Source organism: Rhizobium lentis, assembly GCF_017352135.1.
GTDB lineage: Bacteria > Pseudomonadota > Alphaproteobacteria > Rhizobiales > Rhizobiaceae > Rhizobium > Rhizobium lentis.
In genome coordinates this window covers 450,649-475,821 of the sequence record NZ_CP071455.1, presented here as the reverse complement: position 1 = coordinate 475,821, position 25,173 = coordinate 450,649, and the positions used below count along the sequence as shown (strand labels likewise).

At 59.3% G+C, this 25,173-nt stretch carries 20 protein-coding genes and 2 pseudogenes; 5 read left to right on the top strand and 17 right to left on the bottom strand.

What is annotated here, in order from left to right; genetic code table 11:
• Nucleotides 1–77 precede the first annotated feature (77 nt).
• Together J0663_RS24335 and J0663_RS24330 are read right to left on the bottom strand one after the other, a co-directional pair.
• Nucleotides 78–791, bottom strand: coding sequence for a phosphoribosyltransferase (locus J0663_RS24335; protein ID WP_311043549.1), 714 nt, complete (start codon nt 789–791; stop codon nt 78–80).
• Between the two features lie 42 nt (nt 792–833).
• Entirely contained in the window at nt 834–1,697 is an 864-nt protein-coding gene (locus J0663_RS24330; RefSeq protein WP_207244602.1) for a universal stress protein, read from the bottom strand.
• Between the two features lie 742 nt (nt 1,698–2,439).
• Between J0663_RS24330 and J0663_RS24325 the strand changes: the two genes are divergently transcribed.
• The gene (locus J0663_RS24325; protein WP_207244601.1) at nt 2,440–3,315 is read left to right on the top strand and encodes a bile acid:sodium symporter family protein; all 876 of its coding nucleotides are present in this window, start codon (nt 2,440–2,442) and stop codon (nt 3,313–3,315) included.
• On the opposite strand, the gene J0663_RS24320 is transcribed toward J0663_RS24325, so the two are convergent.
• The gene (locus J0663_RS24320) at nt 3,302–4,597 is read right to left on the bottom strand and encodes a DUF2254 domain-containing protein (RefSeq protein WP_207244600.1); all 1,296 of its coding nucleotides are present in this window, start codon (nt 4,595–4,597) and stop codon (nt 3,302–3,304) included. The genes J0663_RS24325 and J0663_RS24320 overlap by 14 nt on opposite strands.
• A 506-nt stretch (nt 4,598–5,103) precedes the next feature.
• Nucleotides 5,104–5,277 carry a hypothetical protein gene (locus J0663_RS24315; RefSeq protein WP_207244599.1) on the bottom strand — a complete coding sequence of 58 codons (174 nt, stop codon included), beginning with the start codon at nt 5,275–5,277 and terminating at the stop codon, nt 5,104–5,106.
• Nucleotides 5,278–5,395: 118 nt separating this feature from the next.
• Between J0663_RS24315 and J0663_RS31420 the strand changes: the two are divergent.
• Both J0663_RS31420 and J0663_RS24310 read left to right on the top strand, forming a co-directional pair.
• Nucleotides 5,396–5,813 (top strand): annotated as a pseudogene (locus tag J0663_RS31420) (VIT1/CCC1 transporter family protein); the annotation flags it as partial.
• A gap of 277 nt (nt 5,814–6,090) precedes the next feature.
• Nucleotides 6,091–6,573 carry a baeRF12 domain-containing protein gene (locus J0663_RS24310; RefSeq protein WP_246590415.1) on the top strand — a complete coding sequence of 161 codons (483 nt, stop codon included), beginning with the start codon at nt 6,091–6,093 and terminating at the stop codon, nt 6,571–6,573.
• A gap of 189 nt (nt 6,574–6,762) precedes the next feature.
• On the opposite strand, the gene J0663_RS24305 is transcribed toward J0663_RS24310, so the two are convergent.
• From J0663_RS24305 to J0663_RS24280, 6 genes are all read right to left on the bottom strand, one after another.
• On the bottom strand, nt 6,763–7,284 hold the full coding sequence (locus tag J0663_RS24305; protein ID WP_207245480.1) for an Hsp20/alpha crystallin family protein: 522 nt from the start codon (nt 7,282–7,284) through the stop codon (nt 6,763–6,765).
• A gap of 183 nt (nt 7,285–7,467) precedes the next feature.
• Complete coding sequence (gene mgtA / locus J0663_RS24300) at nt 7,468–10,074, bottom strand: magnesium-translocating P-type ATPase (protein ID WP_207244598.1); 2,607 nt, start codon at nt 10,072–10,074, stop codon at nt 7,468–7,470.
• Nucleotides 10,075–10,150: 76 nt separating this feature from the next.
• Nucleotides 10,151–10,858: a CBS domain-containing protein gene (locus J0663_RS24295; protein ID WP_207244597.1), complete on the bottom strand. Its 708-nt coding sequence runs from the start codon at nt 10,856–10,858 to the stop codon at nt 10,151–10,153.
• Nucleotides 10,859–10,952: 94 nt separating this feature from the next.
• Nucleotides 10,953–12,065: an ABC transporter permease gene (locus tag J0663_RS24290; RefSeq protein ID WP_207245479.1), complete on the bottom strand. Its 1,113-nt coding sequence runs from the start codon at nt 12,063–12,065 to the stop codon at nt 10,953–10,955.
• Between the two features lie 2 nt (nt 12,066–12,067).
• Nucleotides 12,068–14,806 carry a ribosome-associated ATPase/putative transporter RbbA gene (gene rbbA, locus J0663_RS24285; RefSeq protein WP_207244596.1) on the bottom strand — a complete coding sequence of 913 codons (2,739 nt, stop codon included), beginning with the start codon at nt 14,804–14,806 and terminating at the stop codon, nt 12,068–12,070.
• 25 nt (nt 14,807–14,831) lie between these two features.
• Nucleotides 14,832–15,902: an HlyD family secretion protein gene (locus tag J0663_RS24280; protein WP_375337015.1), complete on the bottom strand. Its 1,071-nt coding sequence runs from the start codon at nt 15,900–15,902 to the stop codon at nt 14,832–14,834.
• A gap of 132 nt (nt 15,903–16,034) precedes the next feature.
• On the opposite strand from J0663_RS24280, the gene J0663_RS24275 reads away from it, so the two are divergent.
• Nucleotides 16,035–16,931 carry a universal stress protein gene (locus tag J0663_RS24275; RefSeq protein WP_246590414.1) on the top strand — a complete coding sequence of 299 codons (897 nt, stop codon included), beginning with the start codon at nt 16,035–16,037 and terminating at the stop codon, nt 16,929–16,931.
• 39 nt (nt 16,932–16,970) lie between these two features.
• Here J0663_RS24275 and J0663_RS24270 read toward each other — a convergent pair whose 3' ends face one another.
• From J0663_RS24270 to J0663_RS24245, 7 genes and pseudogenes are all read right to left on the bottom strand, one after another.
• Nucleotides 16,971–19,661, bottom strand: a complete 2,691-nt coding sequence (locus J0663_RS24270; RefSeq protein ID WP_207244594.1) for a cation-translocating P-type ATPase — start codon at nt 19,659–19,661, stop codon at nt 16,971–16,973.
• Between the two features lie 50 nt (nt 19,662–19,711).
• A complete protein-coding gene (locus J0663_RS31830) occupies nt 19,712–19,858 on the bottom strand; it encodes an ATPase inhibitor subunit zeta (RefSeq protein WP_375337014.1) in 147 nt (48 codons plus the stop codon).
• A 47-nt stretch (nt 19,859–19,905) separates the two neighbouring features.
• A pseudogene (locus J0663_RS31825) lies at nt 19,906–20,028 on the bottom strand (ATPase inhibitor subunit zeta); the annotation flags it as partial.
• 207 nt (nt 20,029–20,235) lie between these two features.
• Nucleotides 20,236–20,412 (bottom strand): hypothetical protein, encoded by a 177-nt coding sequence (locus tag J0663_RS24260; protein ID WP_207244592.1) that lies wholly within the window; start codon nt 20,410–20,412, stop codon nt 20,236–20,238.
• Between the two features lie 218 nt (nt 20,413–20,630).
• Entirely contained in the window at nt 20,631–21,800 is a 1,170-nt protein-coding gene (locus tag J0663_RS24255; protein ID WP_207244591.1) for an acetate/propionate family kinase, read from the bottom strand.
• Between the two features lie 26 nt (nt 21,801–21,826).
• Entirely contained in the window at nt 21,827–22,123 is a 297-nt protein-coding gene (locus tag J0663_RS24250; RefSeq protein ID WP_207244590.1) for a hypothetical protein, read from the bottom strand.
• Nucleotides 22,124–23,734 (bottom strand): MBL fold metallo-hydrolase, encoded by a 1,611-nt coding sequence (locus tag J0663_RS24245; protein WP_207244589.1) that lies wholly within the window; start codon nt 23,732–23,734, stop codon nt 22,124–22,126. It lies immediately after the preceding gene.
• 122 nt (nt 23,735–23,856) lie between these two features.
• On the opposite strand from J0663_RS24245, the gene J0663_RS24240 reads away from it, so the two are divergent.
• Nucleotides 23,857–24,690: a universal stress protein gene (locus J0663_RS24240; RefSeq protein ID WP_207244588.1), complete on the top strand. Its 834-nt coding sequence runs from the start codon at nt 23,857–23,859 to the stop codon at nt 24,688–24,690.
• Nucleotides 24,691–25,173 lie beyond the last annotated feature (483 nt).

Below are 25,173 nucleotides of genomic sequence, written 5' to 3'. Positions count from 1 at the left end.
TGTACCTCTCGAGCGCGATTATTACGGTGGGGAGCGCCGCGCGCCATTCAGATAAGACGCTGGATTAACCGACGCAATCAGTGTGCCGCCGGTGCAAGCTGCTTAAAGCAGCTGATGACGTCTTCGTCTGTCAGCTGAGGAAAGTGGAAGTAGAAATCACCGACCGCGCGAAAGGACAGCCCAGCCTCAAGACAAACCACCTCTTCGACCTCATCCTCGAGATCGGCGACCACCTCTGCCGGCGCAACGGGTACGGCAATGACGATGCGTTCTACCCCGTATTGTCTGATTGCCATCGCCACTGCCTTCATCGTTGCGCCAGTGGCGATGCCGTCATCCGCGAGGATGACGATCCTGCCTGCGATGTCGATATCGGGAAAAATCCCCTTGAACAGGGATTTGCGGCGCGCGATTTCTTTCAACTCCATATCCGTGGCGGATTGAAACACGGCGTCCGAGATGTCGGCTTGGCGTATGATGTCGCCGTTCTTGAAGACATAGGGATGCGGTCCGTCGACGACCGCGCCCATAGCAAGCTCAGGCATCGCGGGCACCCCAATTTTCCTGACGAACACCATCGTCATCGGTGCGTCCAGTGCTCTGGCGATCTCGAACGCGACTGGGATGCCGCCACGCGGAAGGCCTGCGACGACGGCGTCTCGCCCGCGATACCGGAGCAGAGCTGCAGCAAGTTTCCGGCCGGCATCTCTTCTATCCTTGAACATCGGCGATCTCCCTTTGACGCGCTTCGAGCGCACATGCTTCTTTTGGGCATTGGCCTCGTCCTGCACAGCGGCCTTGTTCCAATTCCGATACTGATCTTACAGCCTCCGCTAATGACTGAGGAAAAGCGGCCGATTACACGTTTCAATCATCGCTCGCGTCACGCCTCCGAAAATTCGTTCGCGCAATCGGGAGTGGCCATACGCGCCCATGACAATCATATCGGCTCCCATTTCCGCTGCGCGTTGCTTGAGGATGTCCTGGACGGGCCTTCCTCCGCTCACGATGGTTTCCGCCGCGACAGGTACGCCTTGCCGTGCAAGATAGGCGGCGATATCGGCACCCGGATCCTCACCGCTTGGCGATGTCTTTGCCAAAGGATCAACCAGAACAAGACGCACTTCGCCGGCGCGCTGGAGAATTGGAAGGGCCTGCTGAACCGCGCGCGCCGCTTCCCTCCGGGCGTTCCAGGCGATCAGAACTGTGCGAGGAGTGATCTCGGCGGGCTGATCCGTCGGATTTAAAATCAGAGGAGCGGGCGCCTGAAACAAGGCTCCGCCGATGATCCGCGGGCAGAGATCGCGATCGTGGGCAGCCCGCCGGCCGACAAGGGTCAGATCGACGTACAGCGCTCTTTCGGCGACCGCCTCGTCCGTCCAGGCGCCCTCCGTGTAGAGGTCCTGAACGTCAAACGAAAGCCCCGAAGATGCAAGCTGCTCTTCCACATGTCTCGTATGCTCCGCAAGCTTGGCGATGTCGCCTCCGCGCTCCTCCAGCCAGACGGCTGAAATCTCCTCGGCAGATGCGCCGAAAGGCGGTGGCGCTGCCATGGCCACCACTACGACCGAGAGGTGGGCGTCGATAGCCTGACCGCTGGCGACGGCGTTCTTGATATCGTCCTTGAAGTCATTGACCCCGAGCACAACCAGTATCGTTTTGTAAGGCAATCCAATGCCTCCTTCTTTCGGCTGCATCCCGCAAGTCTAGTCCGCCTGCTCGTGGGCGCTTTGACCCACGTCAAGACGTGGACCCTTCCATCCATGATCCGCCCCTCGCCGGAAGGCTGAAACGGCCGGGCACCTGCGGCTTTCACCACGGAGATGAATGCTGATCACATTTTGACCCGCATCAATGAGAAAGGGCGTCAAAAGATGTCTTCTTGAAGCGTGCCGGTCGAGATGATCGCTTACCGCGCTTTGTCAGACGGAAGCGCTACGACATCCCTGAGGTAATCGCACCCCATGAAAGAAAGGGGGATGATATGAGCGGAGTTATCTCGCGAACCGCAGAGGCCTTGCTGGCCGGCGCCGGCTGCGCGGATGTCCTTCGCGGTGGTGTGGATTTTCGCCTTGAGCGAACGAGCAATGATGACTGGCAGATAACCGCCGTGTCACCCCGCGCCCACGACTGGATGCGTGACGAACTATGCTGCCCCTTCGCTCAATGCTTCAATGACGTCATACGAGCAGATGCCCTCAGCGCGAACTCTTTCGTGAAAGACGCGCACGAAAGGGGATTCCGAACTGAGTTCGTTGGCCGCAGCGGCACGGATCTATTCTAGCCCGTGGGGCTCAACCGGACCGCTTCGGCAACGATTGGAAGATCCTAGAACCCCCAGCGCAAGCCAGGACTTGCCAGCTCGGCCAGAGCACCGACGGCGCAGGGCAGAAAGGGGCAGACCGAGAGAGCGGAGTTCTCCGGGGAAAGGAGAAGAACATGACATCGGAGTTACTTAGGTACACCTTACAGGTCGCGCTCATCTCGTTCATGCTCGGCAGCCTGGCAGATGTCGGCCTCAAACTTGATGTCAGGGATGCCTGGACTGCGCTGCATGACAAGGACTTCGTCGTCCCCAGCCTATTGTCAGGCTTCGTTCTGGGGCCGATTCTTGCCATTGTTATTGCAAGGTTGCTCGCATTGCCGGAACCCTACGCCGTTGGTTTGCTGCTGCTGGGCCTGGCGCCATGTGCACCATTCATGCCGATGCTGTCGGACATTGCGAAAGGAGACGCCGCCTATTCGGCGGCATTCATCGTGATTGCTGCCCTTGGCACAATCCTCTTGATGCCGATCGCACTTCCTCTTTTTGCTCCAGACCTTCACGCCGGTGCGGGTACGATCGCGCGGCCGCTCCTGCTTCTCATTCTCGCACCTTTCGGCGTCGGAATAGCAGTGCGTCAACTGTCGAAGAGGTGGGCGGATAGGTGCGATCCGATTATCAGGAAACTGGTCTCTTTCAGCACTGCCGTGTTGCTTTCCGTCGCATTCCTGCAGAATTGGGATCAAATTCTCAGCGCCATAGGAACCTGGGCGATAGCAGCACAGTTCATCTACTATTGCGCGCTGGCTCTGTGCTCTTACGCAGTTTCGTTCAGGCTTCCTCACGAGAAGCGCGGCGTGGTCACAATTGGGGTCTGCACCAGGAATGTCGGGGCGGCTCTCGCCCCATTGTCAGCAGTTGCCAATGCCGATCAACGATCAACCACGATGTGCATCCTGGCAGCCTTCATCACCCTCATAGTCGGATTCGCCGTAGCCAAAATATTGGGCCGACTGGCGCCGAAGCGCGATCTGGCGATTAATGCTCGCTAGCTCCGCTTGTTCGCTCGGCGGCCCCTCCCAACCCCTGTGAGTCCGGTGTGCGTGCCAGCGCCAAGTCTTCAGGAAAGACATAAGTCCTCTCGAGCATCCGGTCGAGGAGGTCGAGTTCAGCGAGAAGCGCCGGGCGCCGGTCGTTAGGCAAAATTTGTGAGGCATATTCGATCATCGCTCGCAAACGGCGGGCGATCTGAAAGTTTTCCGCGCCGTACAGGCGTATCTCGCTGAAGGTCAGTTGCACGAAGTCCTCCCAGTTCGGCGTTCTGCAGATAAATCTCAATTTGCCGGATTTTCCGCGGACCTCGTCGCCGAGGAGATGCCTTCCTCCCACGAAGCAAAGGAGGCGTTGAAGCTGATCGATCGCGAGAACGGCCGTCGTGGGATCGTTGATAGCCTTCGATAGCGCTTTGATTCCGATGTCGACGATGATCCTGAAGGCAAATGTCGCATCCTGTTCGAGCGTGCGTTCCGGCCCGAAAGCGACCAAGGCTGTCACGACGCTGTCCGGCGGCAGATCTTGGCCGTATAGGCGGAAAAGAACTTCGCCCGTACCGACGAAGTCGCCGACTTTTGGCACCAGCTCGATGACCGAATCTGTCCTCTCGGCCAGGGCGACCAGCGCAGCCATATTGACAGCGACCACGACCGCGGAATTGGCCTGATGGCAGACAATCCTGTCGGCCGAACCCGTGAACGTGATCAACTCGGGATGGGAGCAGTCAGTTTTGGCAGGTGCGGGATAGACTTCCTCAATGACGGCATGACCGCTTTCGCCGACTCTCAAGATGATGCTGACAGGACGCAGCAGGCGGGCCGCGTAGTCTATGAGATACAGGAAGGCTGCAATGGAAAGAAAACCAAGCAGCGCCGCGATCGCAGAGATACCATGGGGAACGGTTGCATCAAGTCTCGCAAGGGCGCCGGTTGCAAACAGCAATGTAAAAATGAAAAGGCCTACGGTGAACCGGATGGCATTGTCGCGCAAAAGAGTCGTCGCGATGATCCGGGGCGTCAATTGGCCGCCGGCAACTTGAATTGCCACCAGCAGCGATCCGAAGGTGAACACGACGAATGTCAAAGTCATTGTAATGATCGTCTCAAGCATCCTTTGCGTGCCCGCCAATTCCCAGGGCCATAAAGTGAGCCACTGGGTCCAGTTTTCAAAGAGGTAGACCAGTCGGATGGCGGCGACGTAAAGGAGCAGGGCGACGAAGGGAACGACCCACAAAGAGGATCTGATGTAACTCCTGAAGCTATACCAGCGGTTCCAACGCATCGGCGTATCCCACTCCTGAAAACCGTGAGGGCAAAAATTGGTCTTTCAACGATGGCTTTATCACCCGGAAAGAGCATTGATGCCGATCAAGACACGGACGGCTATTTTGATCTCGCTCAATGTATGGCCGGCAGGATCTGCGTAGATTTTCAACGATGCCGTAGCGTCTCCGACTGATGGGTGTGCAATGAAGGGATCACGACGGCAGCGAGTGGCACAAGCTAGTGGGTCGGAGACCCTCACGATGAATAAGAAAGGGCAATACGTCTGCGTCCCAGCGCCCTTCGATCTCTACAACGTGGTCGAAGCGAGCAGCGGTTCACCGGTGGAGGCGGACGTGACATCGGTTTTGCTGACACGGGAAGAAGCCCGCAGTCTTATTGCTCGGCTGAGTAGTGGTACCTTTATGGAACGCCAAGTCCGACCGTCTCCGCCGGCCCAATCAGCCGTAGACCGCGCTTGCGCGAAGAGGAGGCCGAGTCAAACGCAGCCCCCTCGGGAGGCGGTCACTTAACCTTCAGCATCGAATGTGCGATGCCGACCAGAGCGCAACCTGCCGATCGACGACTTTCGCCTCCCAAGTGATCACGAAGCCTTTGCGCTTTTGTGACAAGTGGGTCATCAGACACGCCGGGCTTTTGATATTGATCACGGTCAATGAAATAGGCTGCTGCGTCCATCATAGTTCGCCTCAGGCTTTACCCGTGCCACGGCGGCATCCACATCGAGACTGGCTCGTCCTATGGTGGCTGGATAGCCGCGGGCAAACCGTCATCTCTATCAGCTGGGACGCAGTCGATGACTTCGAACACAGGCAGCCAACTTGCCAACATCATTGATCCTGGAGATGCTATGGGCGAGGTTCTTTTTGGGTTGATCATGGCGCTGACGTGGACGGTCGGTTCGAGACTCGTCTTCGAACAAGAAGGGGCTCAACGCCGGCGAATTGGTTATCGCGACAATTGGATGCAACGTTGCGTGGGGGATCATCGACGCCGTATTGTTCGTCCTCGGCACCACCTTCTATCGGAGCCGGCGGCTGCGCCTTTTTCGACAGATCAAGGCCGCCAAGAACGAGTCCGCTGCGCTTAGGATTCTTGAAAACGAATTCCCGGTCCCAGCAGTATCGCTCTCTGCAAAGGCTGCAGATGCAGATGCGCTTTATCGTTCACTCCTGGCATTTGCGCGTGGGTCTGACATGATCGCGATCGCTCTCGGTGGTTGAACATCCTTCGTAGGCCCTTACCCGCAGTTCGACCTGCTTTTCTGCGGCGTAGGATCATTTCGAAGGACCGGACGATGGCGACCGGCACTTTCTTAGGACGCGCCGCCCGCCCGCGTACGCTCCGGCCCACTCAGCCGCCGCTTTCCGGCAGACGCGCTCAGCGCAGGTTCTTTGTGTCGTAAGCGCATTAAGAAGAAGCTTTGATCAAACCGCCAACGCCTTCTCTTGGGCATTGATGCCGATCAAATCGCCAGTCCAGCACGCGAGTATGATGAACCTCACGAAAGAAAGGGGATCGATCGCGATGAACCAAAATATCATCATCTCTTACAACGCGCGAGTGCTCGTCGCGGACGCGAGAAAAGCCCTGCTTCTGCGCAATGTCGGGACAGCGTCCGACCTGTCTCTTGAAGTCGAGCAGGTATTCGAGGCGCCGCACAATGCGCCGACCCGTCAACAGGGGACAGATAGGCCTGGCCGGACCGCCAGCGGCAGCCATCGCAGCAGCCTCGGACAGACTGATTTCCATCAGCTTGAAGAAGAGCAGTTCTCTTCCATGGTCGCGGAAAAGCTGGAGGTGATCTGCGCAGGCAACAACATTCAGAAGCTTTTCCTCGTGGCTCCCCCGAAGGCTCTTGCCGACCTGCGCCGTGCCATGTCCGAAACGGTAAGGAAGCGGATTGTGGCGGAATACGACAAGGACCTCGTCAATTTTCCGGTCGACGAAATCGAAAAACATCTGGCGTCGTGAACAATGAAGTTATCATGGATGGCACGGCACCGGCCAGGTCGACTCGCCGGTAGCTGATGACTGGACGGGCAACGGCATCGGCAAAAGCACGGTGTGACGATGTGCATGGCGTTCGACGATTTCTATTGGCCCATTGCCAACAGTAATGGGCGCGCATCGCGATGCGCGCCCATCCGACGCGAACCCGGATCAAGCGACTTTTATCTCCACCTTCCGCTCGTTTTTTTTGGCATCGGCGCTCTTTGGAAGCCTCACCTTCAGGACGCCCTTGGTGAAGGTGGCATCCACCTTGTTGGCATCTACCCCATCTGGGATCTGGAAGGTGCGCTGGAAGGAGCCGTAGCGACGCTCGGACACATGGTATTCCTTCTGCTTATCCTCCTTCTCCTCCTGCTTTTCGCCACGGATTGTCAGGTAGCTGTTGGACAGCGTGACTTCGATGTTCTTTTCATCGAGGCCAGGCATTTCGGCGGTGATCTCGAAGGCGTCGTCCTTTTCGATCACATCGACAGCCGGGGCGGCTGCCCATCCACTCAGCGACGGAAAGCCGCGCGCGAAAATGGACCGGTCGGAGGAACGCCAAGGTGAGGGCATGAAGCCATCGAACAGACGGTCGATCTCCGAGCGCAGCGCTTCGAAGGGGGACCAGATTCCTGCCGACTGAACCGGCTTATCTTCGTTCTTAACAGCAAGTTTGGTTGCATCTGCCATGATTTTTCTCCTGTCTTCCAAGAAGGAGGCCGCATCGAAGCGCCAAGCGTATTTCGGTGCAGCCGACGTCAGCTCGTCATTGAGCATCTCCATTTCAAATCTTTAGGAGCAAGTCAGCATTGACGCGGATCAAGCTTCACGCGCGGAGGACCTCATCCGTGTTCGGCGCGACTGCCTGACGCCTCAGGCGCGTTCTGGCCGGAGACGCCGTGGAGATCGTCGACGTTTCCGGCCTGCGGTGCGGCGTCGTTGGTCCTCGCGTCGGAAGAACCAGTGTTTGGCCAGCTCCGACGACAAAAGATACATCACGCTGATGGAGACGATCCCGCGTATGGTGGAAAGCGGCAAGGGGACAAAGTCGAACCAGCGCGCGACCGGCAGGAAGGGCAGTGCAAAGGTCACCGAGATGATCAGAGCAGACAGAGCGGCGAGCAGGCGCGACGGCCAGCTCTGCCAGAACCTCTTGCGTGTACGGACAATGAAGACGATCAGCAATTCCGTCAGCAGCGATTCAAGGAACCAGGCCGTCTGGAAATGTCGCTCGCCGGTCCCCACCAGGAAGATCAGAAAGCCGAAGGTCAGGAGGTCGAACAGCGAACTGACCAATCCGAAGGTGACCATGAACCGTCGTACGGAGCCGATTTCCCAATGACGGGGCCGACGCCTGTCCTCCTCGTCGACATTATCGGTGGCAATCGCGAATGAGGGGATATCAGAGAGAAAATTATTGAGCAGGACCTGCTGGGCGAGAAGGGGCAGGAAAGGGAGCGCGACGGAGGCCAGCGCCATGCTGATCATATTGCCGAAATTGGCGCTGGTGGTGATCGATATATATTTCATCGTGTTGGCAAACGTGGTTCGCCCATCATCAACGCCTTGTACCAGTACGCCGAGATCGCGTCTCAGAAGGACCATGTCGGCGGCTTCGCGCGCCACGTCTACGGCGCTGTCGACGGAAATCCCAATATCGGCTTCATGGAGGGCGGGTGCGTCGTTGATCCCATCGCCGAGATAGCCGACGACGTGGCCGCGCGACCTGAGGGCCCTTACGATGCTTTCTTTCTGATTAGGATCTATCTCGGCAAAGAGATCGGTATGCGCCGCTTTTGCCGCAAGTGCTTGCGAGGAGAGCTTCGATAGGTCCGCCCCTGTAAGAATCCGATCGGATGACAGCCCGATCGCGGCAGCGAGGTGGGAGGCGACATAGCGGTTGTCACCGGAAATGACCTTGACCATGATGCCGCGCCTCGCCAGATCGGAAAGGCAGCGCTGGATCCCCTGCTTCGGCGGATCAAGGAATAGCAGAAAGCCTTCGAAGCAAAGGCCGTTTTCGTCCGTGCGGGCGTAGGGACCGGGCGTCGCCAAGCGCCGTGTTGCAAGACCGAGAACGCGAAAGCCCTGTTGGCTCCAGCTTCGGAACTTGCCCTCGACCGCAGCTCGCTTCTCCGGATCGAGGCGTGCCTCTTTTCCAGCGTCGCGGATGGTGCTGCAGATCCTCAGGACACCGTCGACCGCCCCTTTGCAGATCAGCACGATGTCTCCTTCAGGAGACGCGACGATCACCGACAGTCGCTTTCGCACGAAATCGTAGGGAATTTCGTCCCGTTTGATGAAGGACTGCTCGCGCGCATCAGTCTCCTCTGCGGCGAGGATCGCTTCGTCCAGCGGGTTGGTGAGGCCGCTCTGGAGAGTGGCATTGAGCCGGGCCAGCAGGAGCACCTCGTCCGATCGCTGTCCGCCGGCGTCCAGGCAGCCATCGAGATGGATGACGCCTTCCGTCAATGTCCCGGTCTTGTCAGTGCAAAGAATATCCATGCTGCCGAGATTTTCGATTGCTTCAAGCCGGCGAACGATGACGCCGTTGGCCGCCATTGCCCTGGCTCCGCGGGCAAGCGTCACACTGATGATGGCGGGCAGCAGCTCGGGCGTGAGGCCGACCGCAAGCGCAAGGGAAAAGAGGATGGAGTCAATCAGCGGTCGGTCGAGCAGCGCGTTTGCGAAGAAGACCAGAATAACCATGACGAACATGATCTCGGTCATCAACAGGCCGAACCGGCGGATACCCCGGGAAAACTCGGTCTCCGGAACCTGACGTTCCAGGCTCTCGGCGATGGAGGCGAATTCCGTGTGGATGCCGGTTTTGACGGTCAGGACGCAAGCCTTGCCGCTACGCACGGATGTACCGGCGAAAACAACGTTGCTGCGCCGGGAAAGAGGCGCGCCTGCTTCGGCGATGCCCGGTGTCTTCATGGCCGGAAAGGTTTCTCCCGTCAGTACTGCCTCGCTGACATTGAGGTCGCGCGCTTCCAAGATGATACCATCGGCGGGGATCAGGCTGCCCGCGGAAAGGTGCAGGATGTCGCCTGGAACGACCTCTTCGACGCGAATAGTACTCTCGGCGCCATCGCGCAGGACCACCGTTTTCTGTGACAGGCGCCGCTTGAGCTTTTCCGCCGCCTGTGAAGCCCCATACTCCTGGAAGAAGCCGAGCAGGCAGCTGGCCAGCACGATAATCGAAATGATAAGCGTCTCATGCCCTTCGCCCACTAAAGCGGAGATTGCGGCGGCCGCGATGAGGATCAGGACGAGAGGACTGCGGAATTGCCGCGCAAGAGCCGCGATCGCGGAGTGACTCCGGTCCTTGCCCAGCGAATTCGGACCGCTGTCTTTTAATCGCCGCGCGACCTCGGAAGTGGAAAGGCCGTCCCGCGAACTGTGCAGCTCGGCCAAGACTGTCTCAGCGGATAGGGACCAGTAGGGTGGCGTCTCGTGATCTGAGATCGTGTCCATTCCAGATCCTTCTTCAGCGATTTGCAACCGCATCCTGGCGGTCCCAGGAGAACAGAGAGGTCGCCGCGCACAGCCGTCATAGATAGAAGCCGGGTGGCGGCACCGGCATGTCGGGAGGCGCCACGACCTGGATCCGGTCATCCACCCGCTTTACGCCGATCGTGCTTTCTGCCGCCACGTGAAGGGCGGTCTTCTCCCGTGTGTCCAGCACCCGGCCTTCAAGCGTAACCACCCCATCGGCGACGTGCAGAGTCACGGAATCTCCCCACTTTTGATGAGCCAGCTCCGCTTCCAACGCATTTCGGATATCGCTATCGGCTCGTGCGGCGTAATGGCTTGCAAGCTCGCGGACGAGCGCGGCCATGACGTCGAAGCGGGTCACGATACCGATCATTTCGTCGCCTTCGACCACGGGAAGACGTTTGATGTTCTTCCTGGCCATCAGCTCGGCCGCGGTTTCGACTGATGCATCGGGCTGCACAGTCAACGCCGGACAGGACATCACTTCGCCAACCGTACTTCCGAAGTTTTTTGCGTATTCTTCAGCCAACTCGCCCCGTGAAGAGAAGAAATTGCGCCAGAGGCCGTGCGTTGCGTCGGTATGGATTTCGCTGCGCCGCAAGAAGTCGCTTTCACTGATGATGCCGAGAAGGCCGCCCGATTGATCGACGACGGGCAATCCGCTGATGCCGTGATCCAGCATCGCGTTGGCAGCCTCCCAGATCTTGGCATCCGGCCCGATCGTCGCCGGTTTTGGCGTCATGATTGATCGAATTTTCAACATCTTCCTACCTCCTGAACTGACGGCAGGATACGACGTCTGCGGCGCTCTTCCTTGATCGCCGTCAATTGACATCGTCAGTGGCGATCGTCGGAGGTCACCGCAACGACCTGCGAAATCCGAGCAGCGAAAAAACAAATAAGACCGCGGCAATCGCTGCAAGCCAGAGAAATTGTGGCCAGACGGTCGCAAAGCCCGCGCCACGATAGAGGATTGCTTGTGCCATTGTGATGAAGTGCGTGTTCGGCGCCGCGAGCATGATCGTCTGTATCGCCTCGGGCATGCTCTCTCGCGGCGTCGTGGCGCCGGAGAGGATCTGCAGCGGCATCAGCACCAGCATCAGCAGCAGTCCGAACTGTGGCATGGAACCCGCAATTGTCGCGAGCGCGATGCCCATTGCCGTTGTCGCCAGAAGGTCGAGTGCCGCCCCCGCCATGAACAGGCCCAGCGAGCCTTCGATCGGCACCTGGAGGAGGCCCTCCACCATGAAGACCAGGGAAAGGCCGGTTGCGACAAAGACGACCAGTCCCATGGACCAGACCTTGGCGAGCATGATCTCGAGTGGTGTAACCGGCATGACCAACAGATGCTCCACTGTACCGTGTTCCCGCTCACGGATTAGTGCAGTGCCGGTAAGGATGATCGACAGCATCGTCACCATATTGATGACGTTCATTACCGATCCGAACCAGGTCTGATTGAGCTCGGGGTTGAAGCGGGCCCGGAGCGCCAGATCAACCCGAGGGATTTGGGAGATTGTTTGTGTGGCGGCGAAGCCCGTGATTTCCTGAGCAACAATGGATTGCACGTAACCCGAACCGGAAAATGCCTGGGTCATGCGGGTGGCGTCGACATTGAGCTGGATGACCGGCGATTTGCCGGCAATGAGGTCGCTCTGGAAATGTGGGGGAATGTCGAGCGCGAACGTATCCGTGGCTGCGTCCATGCGGGTGTCCATCTCGTCTGCGGTGATCGTCACCGGCGGCTTGAAATAGGGTCTCAAAAATGCATCGGCGATGCGCAGCGAAAGCGGCGAACCATCTTCATCGACGATGGCAATCGGAGCGTTGTTCAAGGTTTGGGGGATGGCCCTCGCTTCAGCATAGACGGCGACGGTGAAGGAATAGAGGATCAATCCGAGGAGGATCGGATCGCGCATCAGCCCCCGCAATTCCTTGATGCCGAGATGAAAGATAGTGGCGAGACGCATGGTCATCTCGCCTGCTTTCTGAGGAGGAGGACGCTAGCGGCAAGGAGCAACGGCCCGGCGACGAGGATCGGAAGCAAGGTCGTTTCGAGGTTGCCGAAGCCGAGCCCCTTTGAAAAAGTGCCGCGCGAGATGATGTTGAAATAGGTCGCCGGAAAGATCCGACCGATGATTGCGCCAAAGCCCTGCAGCGACGAGACCGGATCGATCATGCCGGAGAACTGCACGGCCGGAATGATGGTCAGAAGCGTCGTGCCGAAGATCGCCGCGATCTGGCTGGACATGAAGGTGGAGATCATCAATCCGAAAGCAGTCGCGAAGACCACGTAAAGGAAGGCCGATATCGTGAAGACGAGAAGGCTGCCGGTGAACGGAACCTCAAAGATGAAGACGGCAAACAGCAAGAGCAGCGCGGCATTCATCATTCCGAGCACCAGATAGGGAAACTGCTTGCCGACCAGGAATTCGAGCCTCGTCACAGGTGTGACGTAGAGATTGACGATCGACCCCAGTTCCTTCTCCCGGACGACCGAAAGAGCTGAAAGCATGGCCGGGATCAGAAGCAGCAGGAGCGGGATGACGGCCGGCACCATGGCGACCATACTTTCGATGCCGGGATTGTAGCGGAAACGGGTCTCCACGGAGAACTGGCCGGGTGCTGTTTGGCCGTAAATTTCGCGTGTCTTGCGGGCGAGCCAGCTGTTGTGCATGCCCTGCACATAGCCGCGCATCGTTTCCGCGCGCTGCGGCATCGCACCATCGATCCAGGCGCCGATCTCGACATCATGACCGCGGGCGAGGCGTTCGGCAAAACCGGGTGGTATCTCGATTGCGAGCTTCAGCGAGCCGTCGCGCATGCGACGGTCGAGATCGGCGTAGTCGGTGAGCGGCGACTGTTCGATGAAATAGCGCGAACCTGCAATATCTGCGATGTAATCGCGGCTGGCGACCGTATCGTCCCGATCGAGCGCCGCGAAGGTAAGATCCTTGATGTCCATGTTGATGCCGTAGCCGAGGACGAACATCAGGATAACACTGCCGATCAAGGCCAAGGTCGCGCGAAGGGGATCGCGGCGCAGCTCCAGCGCCTCGCGGCGGCTATAGCTCAAAGCGCCGCGAAGGTCGAAAGCGCGTCGCGGCTTGGCCGTGGGAAGGGGACGCGGCCTGCCGATCATGGCAGATGGAGCGAAATCCGTCTTCGACGATTGGCCGATCGCATCCTTGAGGTAGCTGATGAAGGCGTCCTCCAGCGTGGCGACGCCGCAGCTTTCGCGGAGCGCCTCGGGCGTGTCCGTCACCAGAACGCGGCCGGCATGCATGAGCGAGACATGGTCGCAGCGCTCGGCTTCGTTCATGAAATGCGTGGAAATGAAGATCGTCACCTTCTCCTTGCGCGACAGTTCGATCAGCGTGGCCCAGAGTTGGTCACGGGCGATGGGGTCTACACCCGATGTCGGCTCGTCGAGAATAAGCATCTCCGGCCCATGGACGAGAGCGACCGCCAGCGACAATCGCTGCCGAACGCCGAGCGGCAGCGTGTCAGGCAGAGATTGCATGACGCCGTCGAGTTGGAAGCGAAGCCCCAGTTCCTCAATCCGCGCAGGGATGATCTTCGCTGGCAATCCGAAAAGCCGCGCGTGAAGGTCGAGATTCTGCCGGACCGTCAATTCCGTGTAGAGCGAAAAGGCCTGGCTCATGTAGCCGACGCGCCGGCGGACATCCATATTGCGCGCGTCGACTGTTTTACCGAACAGTCTTGCGGTGCCTCCACTCGCCGGCAGAAGACCGGTCAGCGTCTTCATCGTGGTCGATTTGCCGCATCCGTTCGAGCCGATGAATCCGAATATCTCGCCACGACGAATTTTGAAGCTGACGTTATCGACCGCGGTAAACTCGCCGAACCGTGTCGTCAGGCCCTCAGCCTCGATGACGAAATCCGCTTCACCCCGCATCGGAAGGGGCGGCAATTCCACAGCGTGATGCAATGCCCGCCTGTCTTCCGGCATCAGTGCGATGAAGGCATCGTCAAGCGTGGCGGCCTTCGTTTTCTCCAGCAGATATCGGGGCGATCCAGTCGCCACCAGCCGGCCGGCATCCATGGTCGCCAACCAGTCGAAACGCGCCGCCTCTTCCAGATAGGCCGTTGCCACCACCACACTGAGCCGCGGTCGCTCAGACCGTATGTCATCGATAAGATCCCAGAATTGCCGGCGTGACAGAGGGTCGACGCCGGTGGTCGGCTCGTCAAGGATCAGAAGTTCTGGGTCGTGGATCAGTGAACAGCAGAGGCCGAGCTTCTGTTTCATGCCTCCCGAAAGTTTCCCAGCCTGCCGGTCTTCGAAGCCGGAAAGGCCGGTGCGCTGCAGGAGCGTGTGAATGCGGTCCTGCCGTTCTTCTCGGTTCTGGCCGAACAGCCGACCGAAGAAGTCAGCATTCTCAAAAACCGAGAGTGTCGGATAAAGATTTTTGCCAAGGCCCTGGGGCATATAGGCGATCAGAGGGCAGGCCTGGCGACGGTGGCCGGGGCGGCGCATGTCGCCGCCAAACACAGTGACATCGCCCTTTTGGATCTGTCGTGCGCCGGCGATCAGGGAGAGGAGCGAGGATTTGCCGACGCCATCCGGACCTACAAGGCCGGCCATCAAACCTGCCGGAATATCGATCGTGACTGCATCGAGAGCCCTGCACCCGCCGTAGGCATGCGTCACGTCCTTCAGGCGGGCGACATATGCTGAGTCTGCCATCTCGATGGTCACAGGATGCTCCAGGTCAAGGGGTGAGAGGCGTCGAAAGCGGGGCCGGCCATTTGGCGGCGGGATCGATCCTGACATAGGCTCGTCCCGGAAGGCCTGTCTTCACCTGCGTCACATATCTCTGCAGCAGTTCTTTCGGCACCTGCGCACGAAGGCGGAACATCAGTTTCTCGCGCTCCTCCTCGGTTTCGACGGTCTTCGGGGTAAACTGGGCGACGTCCGAAACGAAAGAGACTCGAGCAGGGATAACGTATTGCGGTGCGGCGTCGAGGACGATGCGTGCCTCGCTGCCGATTGCGGTACGGCCCGCGTCCACCGTTCCCAGAAAGAAAGTCATATAGACATCGCCAACATCCAGGAGGTTGAGGACTCGTCCTCCCGCCGCGACGACTTCGCCCGGATGCGCGACGAGATATTGGATACGGCCGCTTCGCGGGGCCTTGAGGTCGCAGTCCCGCAGATCTGCCTCGATCCGCACGACGGTCGCCTCAGCGGCTTCGACGGCGGCTTTCGCGTCGACCACCTGCGCTTCGGCGTTGCCGATGGCAGCGTCAGTGGCGGCGAGATTCGCCTTGGCTGCGCCAAGTGTGGCCGCCGCTGCGTCGGCGCGCGCGCGATCGTCGTCGAGCGTCTGCTCGGAGACGGAGCCGCTCCTTGAAAGTTGCTGACTGCGGGCAAGCCGCTTTTGCGCCGACTGAAGCTGGACGTCGTTCTGGGAAACGGTGGCTGCCGCAGCCTCCTTCTCCGCCTGCCGCTGCACAACCAGCGTCCGTGCCGTGCCGATCGCAATTTTTGCCCTGGAGAGTTGCGCCATGGCCTCCCGCCTTTGGGCATTGAGCTGCTCGACGTCCATCGTTGCGACGACTTGGCCGGCCTCGACGAAGTCGCCTTCATGGACGAGCACGTCCGACAGACGTCCGGCCGTGCGAGCAGCGACATCGATTTCGACGGCCTCGATGCGTCCGTTTCCGCTCGCGATGCCTATCATGGCCCGCGCGGCAAGCCGGTTTGCCTGATACAGCCAGGCGGCATAGCTGGCACCCGCCAGGGCGACGAGCAGAAGTGCAAGTTTCCAGTAACGGTTCAACGAAGGCTCCTTACCTGCGAAATCTGACGAGCCTTTCATCATACCATTCCCGGGAATCTACCTTGATGGGGATCAATCGCGACGAATTCAATTGATCTTCTCACGCTTGCTTGGGGCTATTGACAAAGATCATTGCGGCTTTCGGGCAGCCTTGTAGCCTCCCTCAGACCAACCAAAGTAAACCGGAGGGAGATCACCATGTCTTTGAAAACTCTGCTTGTGCTCGTCGGAGCCACAGATGCTCAAACAGAGATCAAGAGCGCCATTCAACTGGCGGTCGAGAACAGCGCTCATCTGTCAATTCTGATAGTCGGCGCTGCGTTGCAGCCGGTCACCGTCGAATACCCGGTGACTACAGCCTGGATTGACCAAGTGCAGAAGGAGACAGATGCGCTGCAGAAGATCCGGCTGCAGGCCGAAGACTTGTGCCGAACGAACGATATCTCCTTCGATGTCGACTGCCTCTATGAAGATCTCTTTCTCCTGGAGAGCAGTATCGGCATGCGCAGCATGTACGCCGACATCGTCTTGATCGGACATGGCTTACGCGCTGATGCCGAGCTGAGGAGAACCGTCGTGGCGGCAATAACCTTCGATTCGAAGACGCCGCTGTTGCTTGTTCCGAATGCGGGCACCGCAAGCCTGAAGCCGACGAACGTGCTCGTTGCCTGGAACTCGCGACCTGAAGCGGCCAATGCCGCCAAGGCAGCTTTAGAGCTGCTGATCGCAGCCGAGGAGGTTCATCTCGTACTCGTCGATCCGGATGTCACCTATTTCAAAAGCGGTGATGAGCCAGGGGCGGATTTTGCAACATTCCTAGCGCGCCATGGAGTAAAGATTGCTGTCGAGCAGTTGGCGAGCGGTGGACGCAAAACCGAGGAGGTTCTCCTGAGACGCGCGCGCGAGCTCGGCTGTGACATGATCGTTATGGGCGCCTATGGCCATTCGCGGCTTCGCGAAAGGATATTTGGCGGCGTGACGGCCTCGATTCTCGAGGACTGCGACACGCCGGTTTTAATGGCCCGATGAGCCAGAGCTTGCTGCCATTGGCGAAAGAGGCAATGGCAGCTACTCGGCTTCGATTCTTCTCGGATATGCGCGAGAAGACGTGCGTTCACGCACCTTGTCAACTTCGATGACGACAAGCAGTGATCCAGCAGCCAGAAGCGTCAGCGCCCATTCCGCGAGCGAAATCGGCGCCAGGCCAAGCACCTCACGGAACCACGGGACATGCATGGCGCCGATATGGATGGCCTGGGCTACGACGATGCTGCCAAGCAGCAGCGGGTTTTTGAAGAAGGATCGCGAGAAGAGCGAGTGATGTTCGGAACGGGAGCCGAGGGTTTGCACATTTTCGAACATGACGAAAAGCAGAAGCAGCAGATTGCGCGCCTCGGATACCGGGTAGCCCTGTGACAGCAGCCAATAGAAGACTGCAAACCCGCCGCCGCCGATGACGAGCGCGGACTGGACGATCCGGCGAACCATCAGCCGGTCGAAGATCGGCTCCTTCGGGCGGCGAGGTGGCCGGCCCAGTTCGTCGCCCTCGGGCGGCTCTCCCGCGAGCGTCACATCCTGAATGCCATTCGTGACGAGATTCAGCCAGAGAAGCTGCACGGGAAGCAGTGGCATTGGAAGACCGAGCGGAATCGCCAGCAGGAACAGCAGCATTTCCGCAGCTCCTGTCGCCGTCAGCATGAGGATGACTTTGCGAATGTTCGAATAGGCGGTTCTACCCTCGCGAATACCGCTGACGATGGAGGCGAAATTGTCGTCGGCAACGACGATGTCCGCGCTCTCCTTGGCGACCTCCGTACCCTTCACGCCCATGGCGACACCGACATGAGCGTGTTTCAGGGCTGGAGCGTCATTGACCCCGTCTCCGGTCACCGCCACGAAATGGCCGTTGCGCGCCAAGGAGAGCACAATCGCAAGCTTCTGATCGGGAACGACGCGGGCATAGATGCGCGCCCGTTTCGTAAGCTCATCCAGCCGCTCCGGGCCTGCTGCTTCGGCCTCGCGCACCGCGTCGCCGGTGGTGATCTGGCTCGGGCCGAAGTGCAAACCCGCCTGAGCGGCGATGGCCGCTGCTGTTTTGGGGTCGTCGCCTGTCACCATCGCTACCTCCACGCCGGCGGCGCGGCATTCGCGGATCGCCTGCGGAACTTCCTGGCGGATCGGATCCTGCATGCCCGCAATGCCAAGGAATACGAGATCGATAAGATGATGGTGGCCGAAGGTGGCGTCGGCATCATCGCGAATTTCGCCATCTGCGAAAGCGAGAACCCGAAGGCCCCGGGCCGCCATCTCCTCCTTCTGGGCGAGAAGCCTGTCTCTGTCGATTTCCACCACCCGGTCGCCGATATCCATCCGGTCGGCCATGCTGAGCAGCGTCTCAGTCGAGCCCTTCGCGAAGATGCGCACGCTTTCGCTCCCACGATGGAAGGAGGCAGTATATTTCAGATCGGGCTCATAAGGGATGCGGGCGAGCAAGGGATAATCCGCTGCCATCTTCTCTTGCGCCAAGCCCGCCTTACGCGCGGCGGCCAATAGGGCGACGTCGACCGTGTCGCCGACGCCCTTCCAGCCGTTCTCGTCCTGCATGAGCAAACCCTCGTTGGGAAGCGTGGCCGCTCTGAGCAGTCGGCTGGCGCGCACGCGTGCCTCCGCCACGCTCATATTGGCCGCCTTGATCTCGCAGGTGTCCAGGTCAGTATCCGCATCAACGGCAAGATCGGTGCCGTCCGGGAGCCGGATATCGGTAACGGTGAGCTCGTTGAGCGTCAGCGTCCCTGTCTTGTCGGTGGCGATCATGGTGCAGGAGCCCAGCGATTCGACCGCCGGCATTCGCCGCACAATGACGTTGCGCTTCGCCATGCGACGCATGCTGATCGCGAGCGCAATCGAGATTGCGATGGGCAGGCCTTCGGGAATTGCACTCACGGCAAGACCGACCGACATGAGGAAAAGATCGCTCCACGCGAGCCCTCGCATGAGGCCGATGCCGATCAAGACCAGCGACGTCACCCCCACCGCCCAGGCGATCGCATTGGAGAAACGAGCAAGCCGGATCATCAGTGGCGGTTGCGATGCGGATGCCCTGCCGATTTCGACGGCAATCTTGCCGATCTCGGTTCTAAGTCCCGTCCCTGTCACGACGCCCGTGCCCCGTCCACGCGTGACCAGCGTGCCCGCGAATGCGGTTGCCGTCTTGCCCTCCGCAACCGGCGCGGCGGGCGACGACGCCGTCTTGCGTGTCGCCTTGGCTTCTCCGGTAAGGAGGGATTCGTCGCACAGAAGGTCGGTCGCCTCGACCAGTGCGAGGTCGGCCGGAACCCTTCCGCCGGCTTCCAGAAGCACGAGATCCCCCGGCACCAGCAGGCGTGCTTCGATTCCCCGCACCTCTCCGTCGCGAATGACGGCGGCACGCGGTTGTTCGAGCTTTCGAAGCGCCTGCGCAGCTCGGCCTGCCGAATATTCCTGCAGGCTGCCGATCAAGCCGTTCAGCAGCAAGACGACGCCGATAAAGACTGCGTCCTTGGTGTCACTGATCACCAGTGAGATGGCAGCGGCCAGAAACAGGATATAAATCAGGGGGCTGCGGAACTGCCGCAAGAAGACAAACGCGAAAGAGGGAGCCTCAGGCTCGGGCAGAATGTTTGGACCGAAACGCACCAGCCGGCTCTCGGCCTCTTCAGTGACAAGGCCGCTACGATCGCGGAGCTTGGGAGCGAATGGCTGGGGAATGGGACTGGCCATGACCTATCTCTTGCCTGAAATCGCCGGCTGCCCGCCCATGTTATCGAGATCTAACCAGCGCTGTCGAGCGAGCTAGCCGCTTCACGCAGAAGCCGTTTCATTTTCTCGCGAACCGCGTGAGCATCGATCGCGACATCTGCATATTGCAGGTCGTCAAGAACCTTTCTGAAGACATTCTCGTCGCCGGACTCCAGCAACCCGGCGGAAATGACTTCGTCAAAATGACGTCGAAGTCATTTCGTCCGATGAGTTCGGCCGCCCAGCGTGCCAGCATCCGGTCCCGTCTGGCCTGGATATGGAATGAACGTTCGAGCTTCATAATGTACTCTTTCTCGAGTGCTTCTTCACGCTCGTTGATGATGCCCATCACCGTTCCTCCGGCTGATTAGTTGTCGTTGAACGCCTGGTTGCCGGTGTGTCGCCGGAGTCAGCCCCGCGCGTCGCATTCGGCGCGCAGGTGATCATTCTTGCATCGGAAACCGCCTGCACGAAAGCCTCTCGCATCGTTTCACCGGACAATTGTCCCAGCAATGCAGCAGATCACCGGCACCGCTTTCCGCCGATGTCGGCCAGATCAGAATCCATTGCCCTTTGTCGGCGGGATGAATGGATCCGGATAGCCTTTCTTGGAAGTCGCCTTCTCCTGGGGCGCGTCATCCGACTGATTCGGCTGCGGCCACCATGCCGCGCCGCTGTAACCGGCCAGGATGACGAGGAGGATCACAGCTGTTACTGTCACTATCTTCGGCATGGCGCTTTCCTTTCCGCGCGTTGACGGGGCCATCTTCAAGCGGGCCTGGCTCCGGCGCATTGCGCTCGATCAATCAGCCGATCGAACCTAAGTGATTGCGATGTCGCAGGAGGTATGAGGCTTCGCAGAGACATGCCGCCGTCCCTGCTCGAGGCGGGGAGCTCCATCGGACAATGGTCAAGCCGGAGCCAGGCAAGCGGCGCGAAGCTCCACGCTCGTCAGATGTGCCGGCTAACGATGGCAAGCGCCTCATCAGCAATCACTTGCTCCTCGTCGGTCGGAATGACGAAGGCAGCAATGGTGCTGTCCCGACCGCTAATCATGGTCGCATTCGACTTGTTTGCGGTCTCGCCGAGCGCGAGTCCCATCCACGCGAGATGATGCGCCACGCCCTTCCGGACTTCTGGCTGATTTTCTCCGATGCCGGCCGTGAAGACGATGGCGTCGACGCCGCCCAGCGACACGGCCAGCCTGCCTATTTCGCCGGCGATCCTGAAACAGAAGAGATCCAGAGCTTCCCGCGCCGCCGGGTGAAAGTCTTCTACGAGCACCCGCACGTCTCCACTCACTCCGGAAACGCCGAGCAGGCCACATTTGTGGTAGAGAAAATCCTCGAGTTTATCCGTGTCATGGAATTCATTGCGGAGAAGATGGATCAGGACCCCGGCATCGATCGAACCCGGTCGCGTCGCCATGGGTATGCCGTCGAGCGCGGAAAACCCCATACTGGTGTCAATGCTGACACCATCCACCATGCCGCAAAGGCTCGCGCCGCTCCCCAGATGCGCGCAAACAACTCTGCCGCTGCCGAGATCCGGGGCGAATTTCTTGAGCTTGCCGGAAACGGACTTATAGGAAATTCCGTGGAAGCCATATCTGCGAATTCCCGCCTCGTGCATTGCGCGCGGAATGGCTAGGCGTGTGGCCAAGCTGGACTGGGACGTATGAAATGCCGTATCGAAAGACGCTGTCTGCGGCACCTCAGGGCATGTCATGCTAACGGCGCGGATGACCTTCAGCGCCGCTGGAATGTGCAAAGGTGCTAGTGGGACCAGCTCCTCGATCAGGGCCTGGGTATCCGAGTCCAAAAGCGCAGGCCCGGTGAACCTGAGGCCTCCATGGACGATGCGATGCCCAATTACCGCCGGCTGCGAACCTTGTGGCAGCAGCCTCGACAGAATGTCGGCAATCAAGGCTGGATCGATTTCTGTGGCGGTCGACAGATTGATCTCATGCATGGCCTCCCCCGCTCCGTATCTGAAGCGTGTTTGCCCGTCGGTCGTCACGGCACCTCTGGCCAATAGCTGTGCGTCGCCCGCGCCGATGCTGAAGACGCCGATCTTCAAGCTCGACGATCCCGAATTGAAGGTAACTGCAATTCTGCTCATTGAACCTCCTCCGGATATATGCTGCATTACTGCCTGTCATTTCTTGCCTCTTCGCCGGCCGCTTCCAGCAAATGAAGTGCAAATTCCGTTGTTGCCTTTTCATCGTCGCAACATAACTTCAACGGCGCGCATCGTTCCTTGAGATTGCGTAGGAGCCTTTGGCGAAGCCTGCGGATCAGATTCGAATCCCCGTTTGCGAGAAGCTCCTGCAAGCATGTGACGGCAACCACTTCGAATATCAGAAGCTTGCCCTCGACTTCGCTTTGGGAAGGAATGGGGAAGCGCTCGCCGCCTCGTTTGTAGTCTCGTTCCGTCGACAGCATCTACGGTCCCCTATGTTCGCTCGGGTCCGTCTCGGCTTCGAGCGCACGCTCAAGCCGGCGCAGGATGACAGCGCGGCCCTTGCCATCGGCTGCATCCTTTAATCGGTCGGCGAGATCGAGGATGAAGTTCTGGTAGTCGTTGTGCCAGTCCGGAAGTCCAATCTCTTCGGGCTGCAAACGCGCCGGCGTCGGCCTCGATAGAAGTCGAGCAGATGCTCCGGTCAGTTCATAGACGTCGTCGAGGCGGGGGGAGAATATCTCGATGGGTAGTTTTCCGGAAAGCCTGCGCGACATGGCGTTGCGAGCGCCATCCTCGCCATGCACGAGAAATAGCCCTTTGCGGATCGGACCACGCTCCATCACCCAGCCATCCAGCTCGCTTGCATCGGCATGGCCACTGTAAGCATCGAGGGTTGCGATTTTCGCTCTCACGCGTACTTCGTCCCCCTGGATCCGCACTACCTTCGCGCCGTCCTGCAAGATCCTGCCGAGCGTGCCTGCCGCCTGAAACCCGACGAAGAGAACTGTGCATTCACTGCGCCAGAGCCAATTCTTGAGACGATGTCTGATCCTGCCCGCTTCACACATGCCGCTTGCAGCAATGATGATGTGGAAGCCCTTTATGAGGTCCAGGGCTTTGGACTGCTCGGCGGTTTCCGTAAATCTTACATTCGGGGCATTGAGTGCCCGCAGAAAATTGGCGCCATTCTCCATGTCGCGAGCGTGTTTCTTGAAGGCATCGGTCGCTCTGGAGGCCAGCGGTGAATCGATAAAGACGGGGCACCGCTGCAGTGTGCCGGCGTCCATGAGCGCGATAAGATCCGTCAGAACTTCCTGAGTGCGCTCGACCGCAAAGGATGGAATAAGAAGCACACCATTCGGGTGGTTCGCTTGTGCGACGAGCTTTTGAAGGCGGATGCGTCTTTGTTGCAACGCGTATTCCTCCCGCTCGCGATCGCCGTAGGTGGTTTCGCAGATCAAATAGTCGATCCCGCGCGGAGCTTCCGGGCGACTTTCGAAAAGCTTGGAGCCAGGCCCAACGTCGCCCGAGAACAAAAGCCTCAGGGGTCTTTCCGCATCGCCTGCCTCAACCTCGACCGAAGCGGACCCGAGAAGGTGTCCTGCGTCCCAGAAGCGAAACCTCACTGCGCCTGCCGTCTCGCGCCATTCTCCATATCGCACCGCAACATATTGCGGCATGATGCTGCGTGCGTCGTCCGCGGTGTAAATCGGCTCCACCGTTTTGCGCGAGCGCCGGCGGTTCCGGCGATTAAGCTGATGAACCTCGGATTCCTGGATATGCCCGGAATCCTGCAGCATGATGGTGCAAAGATCGATCGAGGCGGGTGTCGTGTAGATCGGGCCGCTGAAACCGTCCTTGGCGAGTTTCGGAAGCAGGCCCGAATGATCGATGTGGGCGTGGGTGAGAAGCACCGCGTCGATCTCGGCAGGCTCAAACGGAAACGGTCTGTAATTGAGCTCCTTCTCGGTCTTGGAGCCTTGGAACATTCCGCAATCAATCAGAATACGGGCACCGCCGGACTTGAGAAGAAAGCAGGATCCGGTGACAGAACCCGCTGCTCCGTGAAACTCTAAGATTACGGTGTCCATGGCTGCTCCTGTCGTTAGGAGCCAGACTACGAGGCTTAATTCGAAACCGCTTTGACGAAGGTCAAGGAACTTGCCGATATCGGGGGTTATGCTTCTGTTATCAATCAGCGAGGTATATCGACATGACCATCAGGACGGTACTTAGCATCCTCAGCGTCGATCAGTTCGAGGAAGACCTGAAAGCGGCAATCGACTTTTGCGGAGCACACGGCGCGCATCTGAATGCGCTGGTGATCGCGCTGGGTGCGGCTCCGCTCATCGGAGATTATAATGTCATCTCACCTGTCTGGATCGAGGAGCGCCAGCGTGAAATCGACGCGCTCTCCGAGAAGACGGACGAGCTCAAGACGATCCTCGGCCGAAGCGAAATCTCCTATGAGGTCCAGGATGTCTATACGGAATTTGCCTGGGCTGATGAAGACATTGCCGAAAGGGCGCTTTACGCCGACGTCGTTTTGGTTGGACGGCAGGCGGCCCGAGACGAACAGCTCCGCAGACGCATCATCGATGGAGCTCTCTTCCAGACGCCGACCCCGATCCTCATCAACCGCGGAACACGGGCGATGAATGCGGCGTCGAGATCGGTTTTACTGGCCTGGGATTCCAGTGACGAAGCGTCACGTGCCACCCGGCAATCGCTTGATCTGCTGAAGCAGGCCGACACCGTTTACGTCACCATGGTGGATCCGGTAGCACGCATGCGCGCGAACGGCGAGGAGCCGGGCGCCGACATCGCCGCCTATCTCGCCCGTCACGGCGTCAAGGTGCAGGTGGACCGCATCGCCAGCGGCGGACGACAGGCAGGCGAAGTCCTGCGACAGCATGCCGTTGACATATCCGCCGACCTGATCGTCATGGGCGCCTATAACCATCCGCGCTGGCGGCAGACGATCTTTGGCGGAGTCACGCGCAGCATGATCGAAGAAAGCACGATGCCGATATTCATGGCCCATTGAGATTTAAGTCCGCTCCGCCGAGGCATGTCCCACCAGCTGGTTCGGCGTGATTTCGGGACGCTGGTTTTCCGCGCCCGCGAGCGGGTGGACATGCTGCCCCCGGGGGATCTTCGGCCGGCGCGTTTGTTTTGGGAAGGGCTCTGTATCTGAGCCGGGTCTTCCGCGCGCTTGTCTTCCTGCTTGTGGTGCTGGCTTGGTCGTGATCTCCACTCGCCTAGTCCAGGCCGTTCAGATGGCGCTCGTCGTGCTGATCGCGCCACTGCGGCGTGGTTATATACGTCTGATCAAGGCGAGGGTGCTGCGCCGGCAAGGATCTTCCATGATCCAGCCCTACCGTGCAGGAACAACAGCAAACCGATTGCGCGTAGCATCCTTTTGACCCTCTCACATGCATTTCACATCGTTGATGATAACCTGGTTTCCCGGCTGAGGCGTGTAGGAAAACTCGGCGTAGCACTTGCTGCCGTCATCGAGGTTTATGTC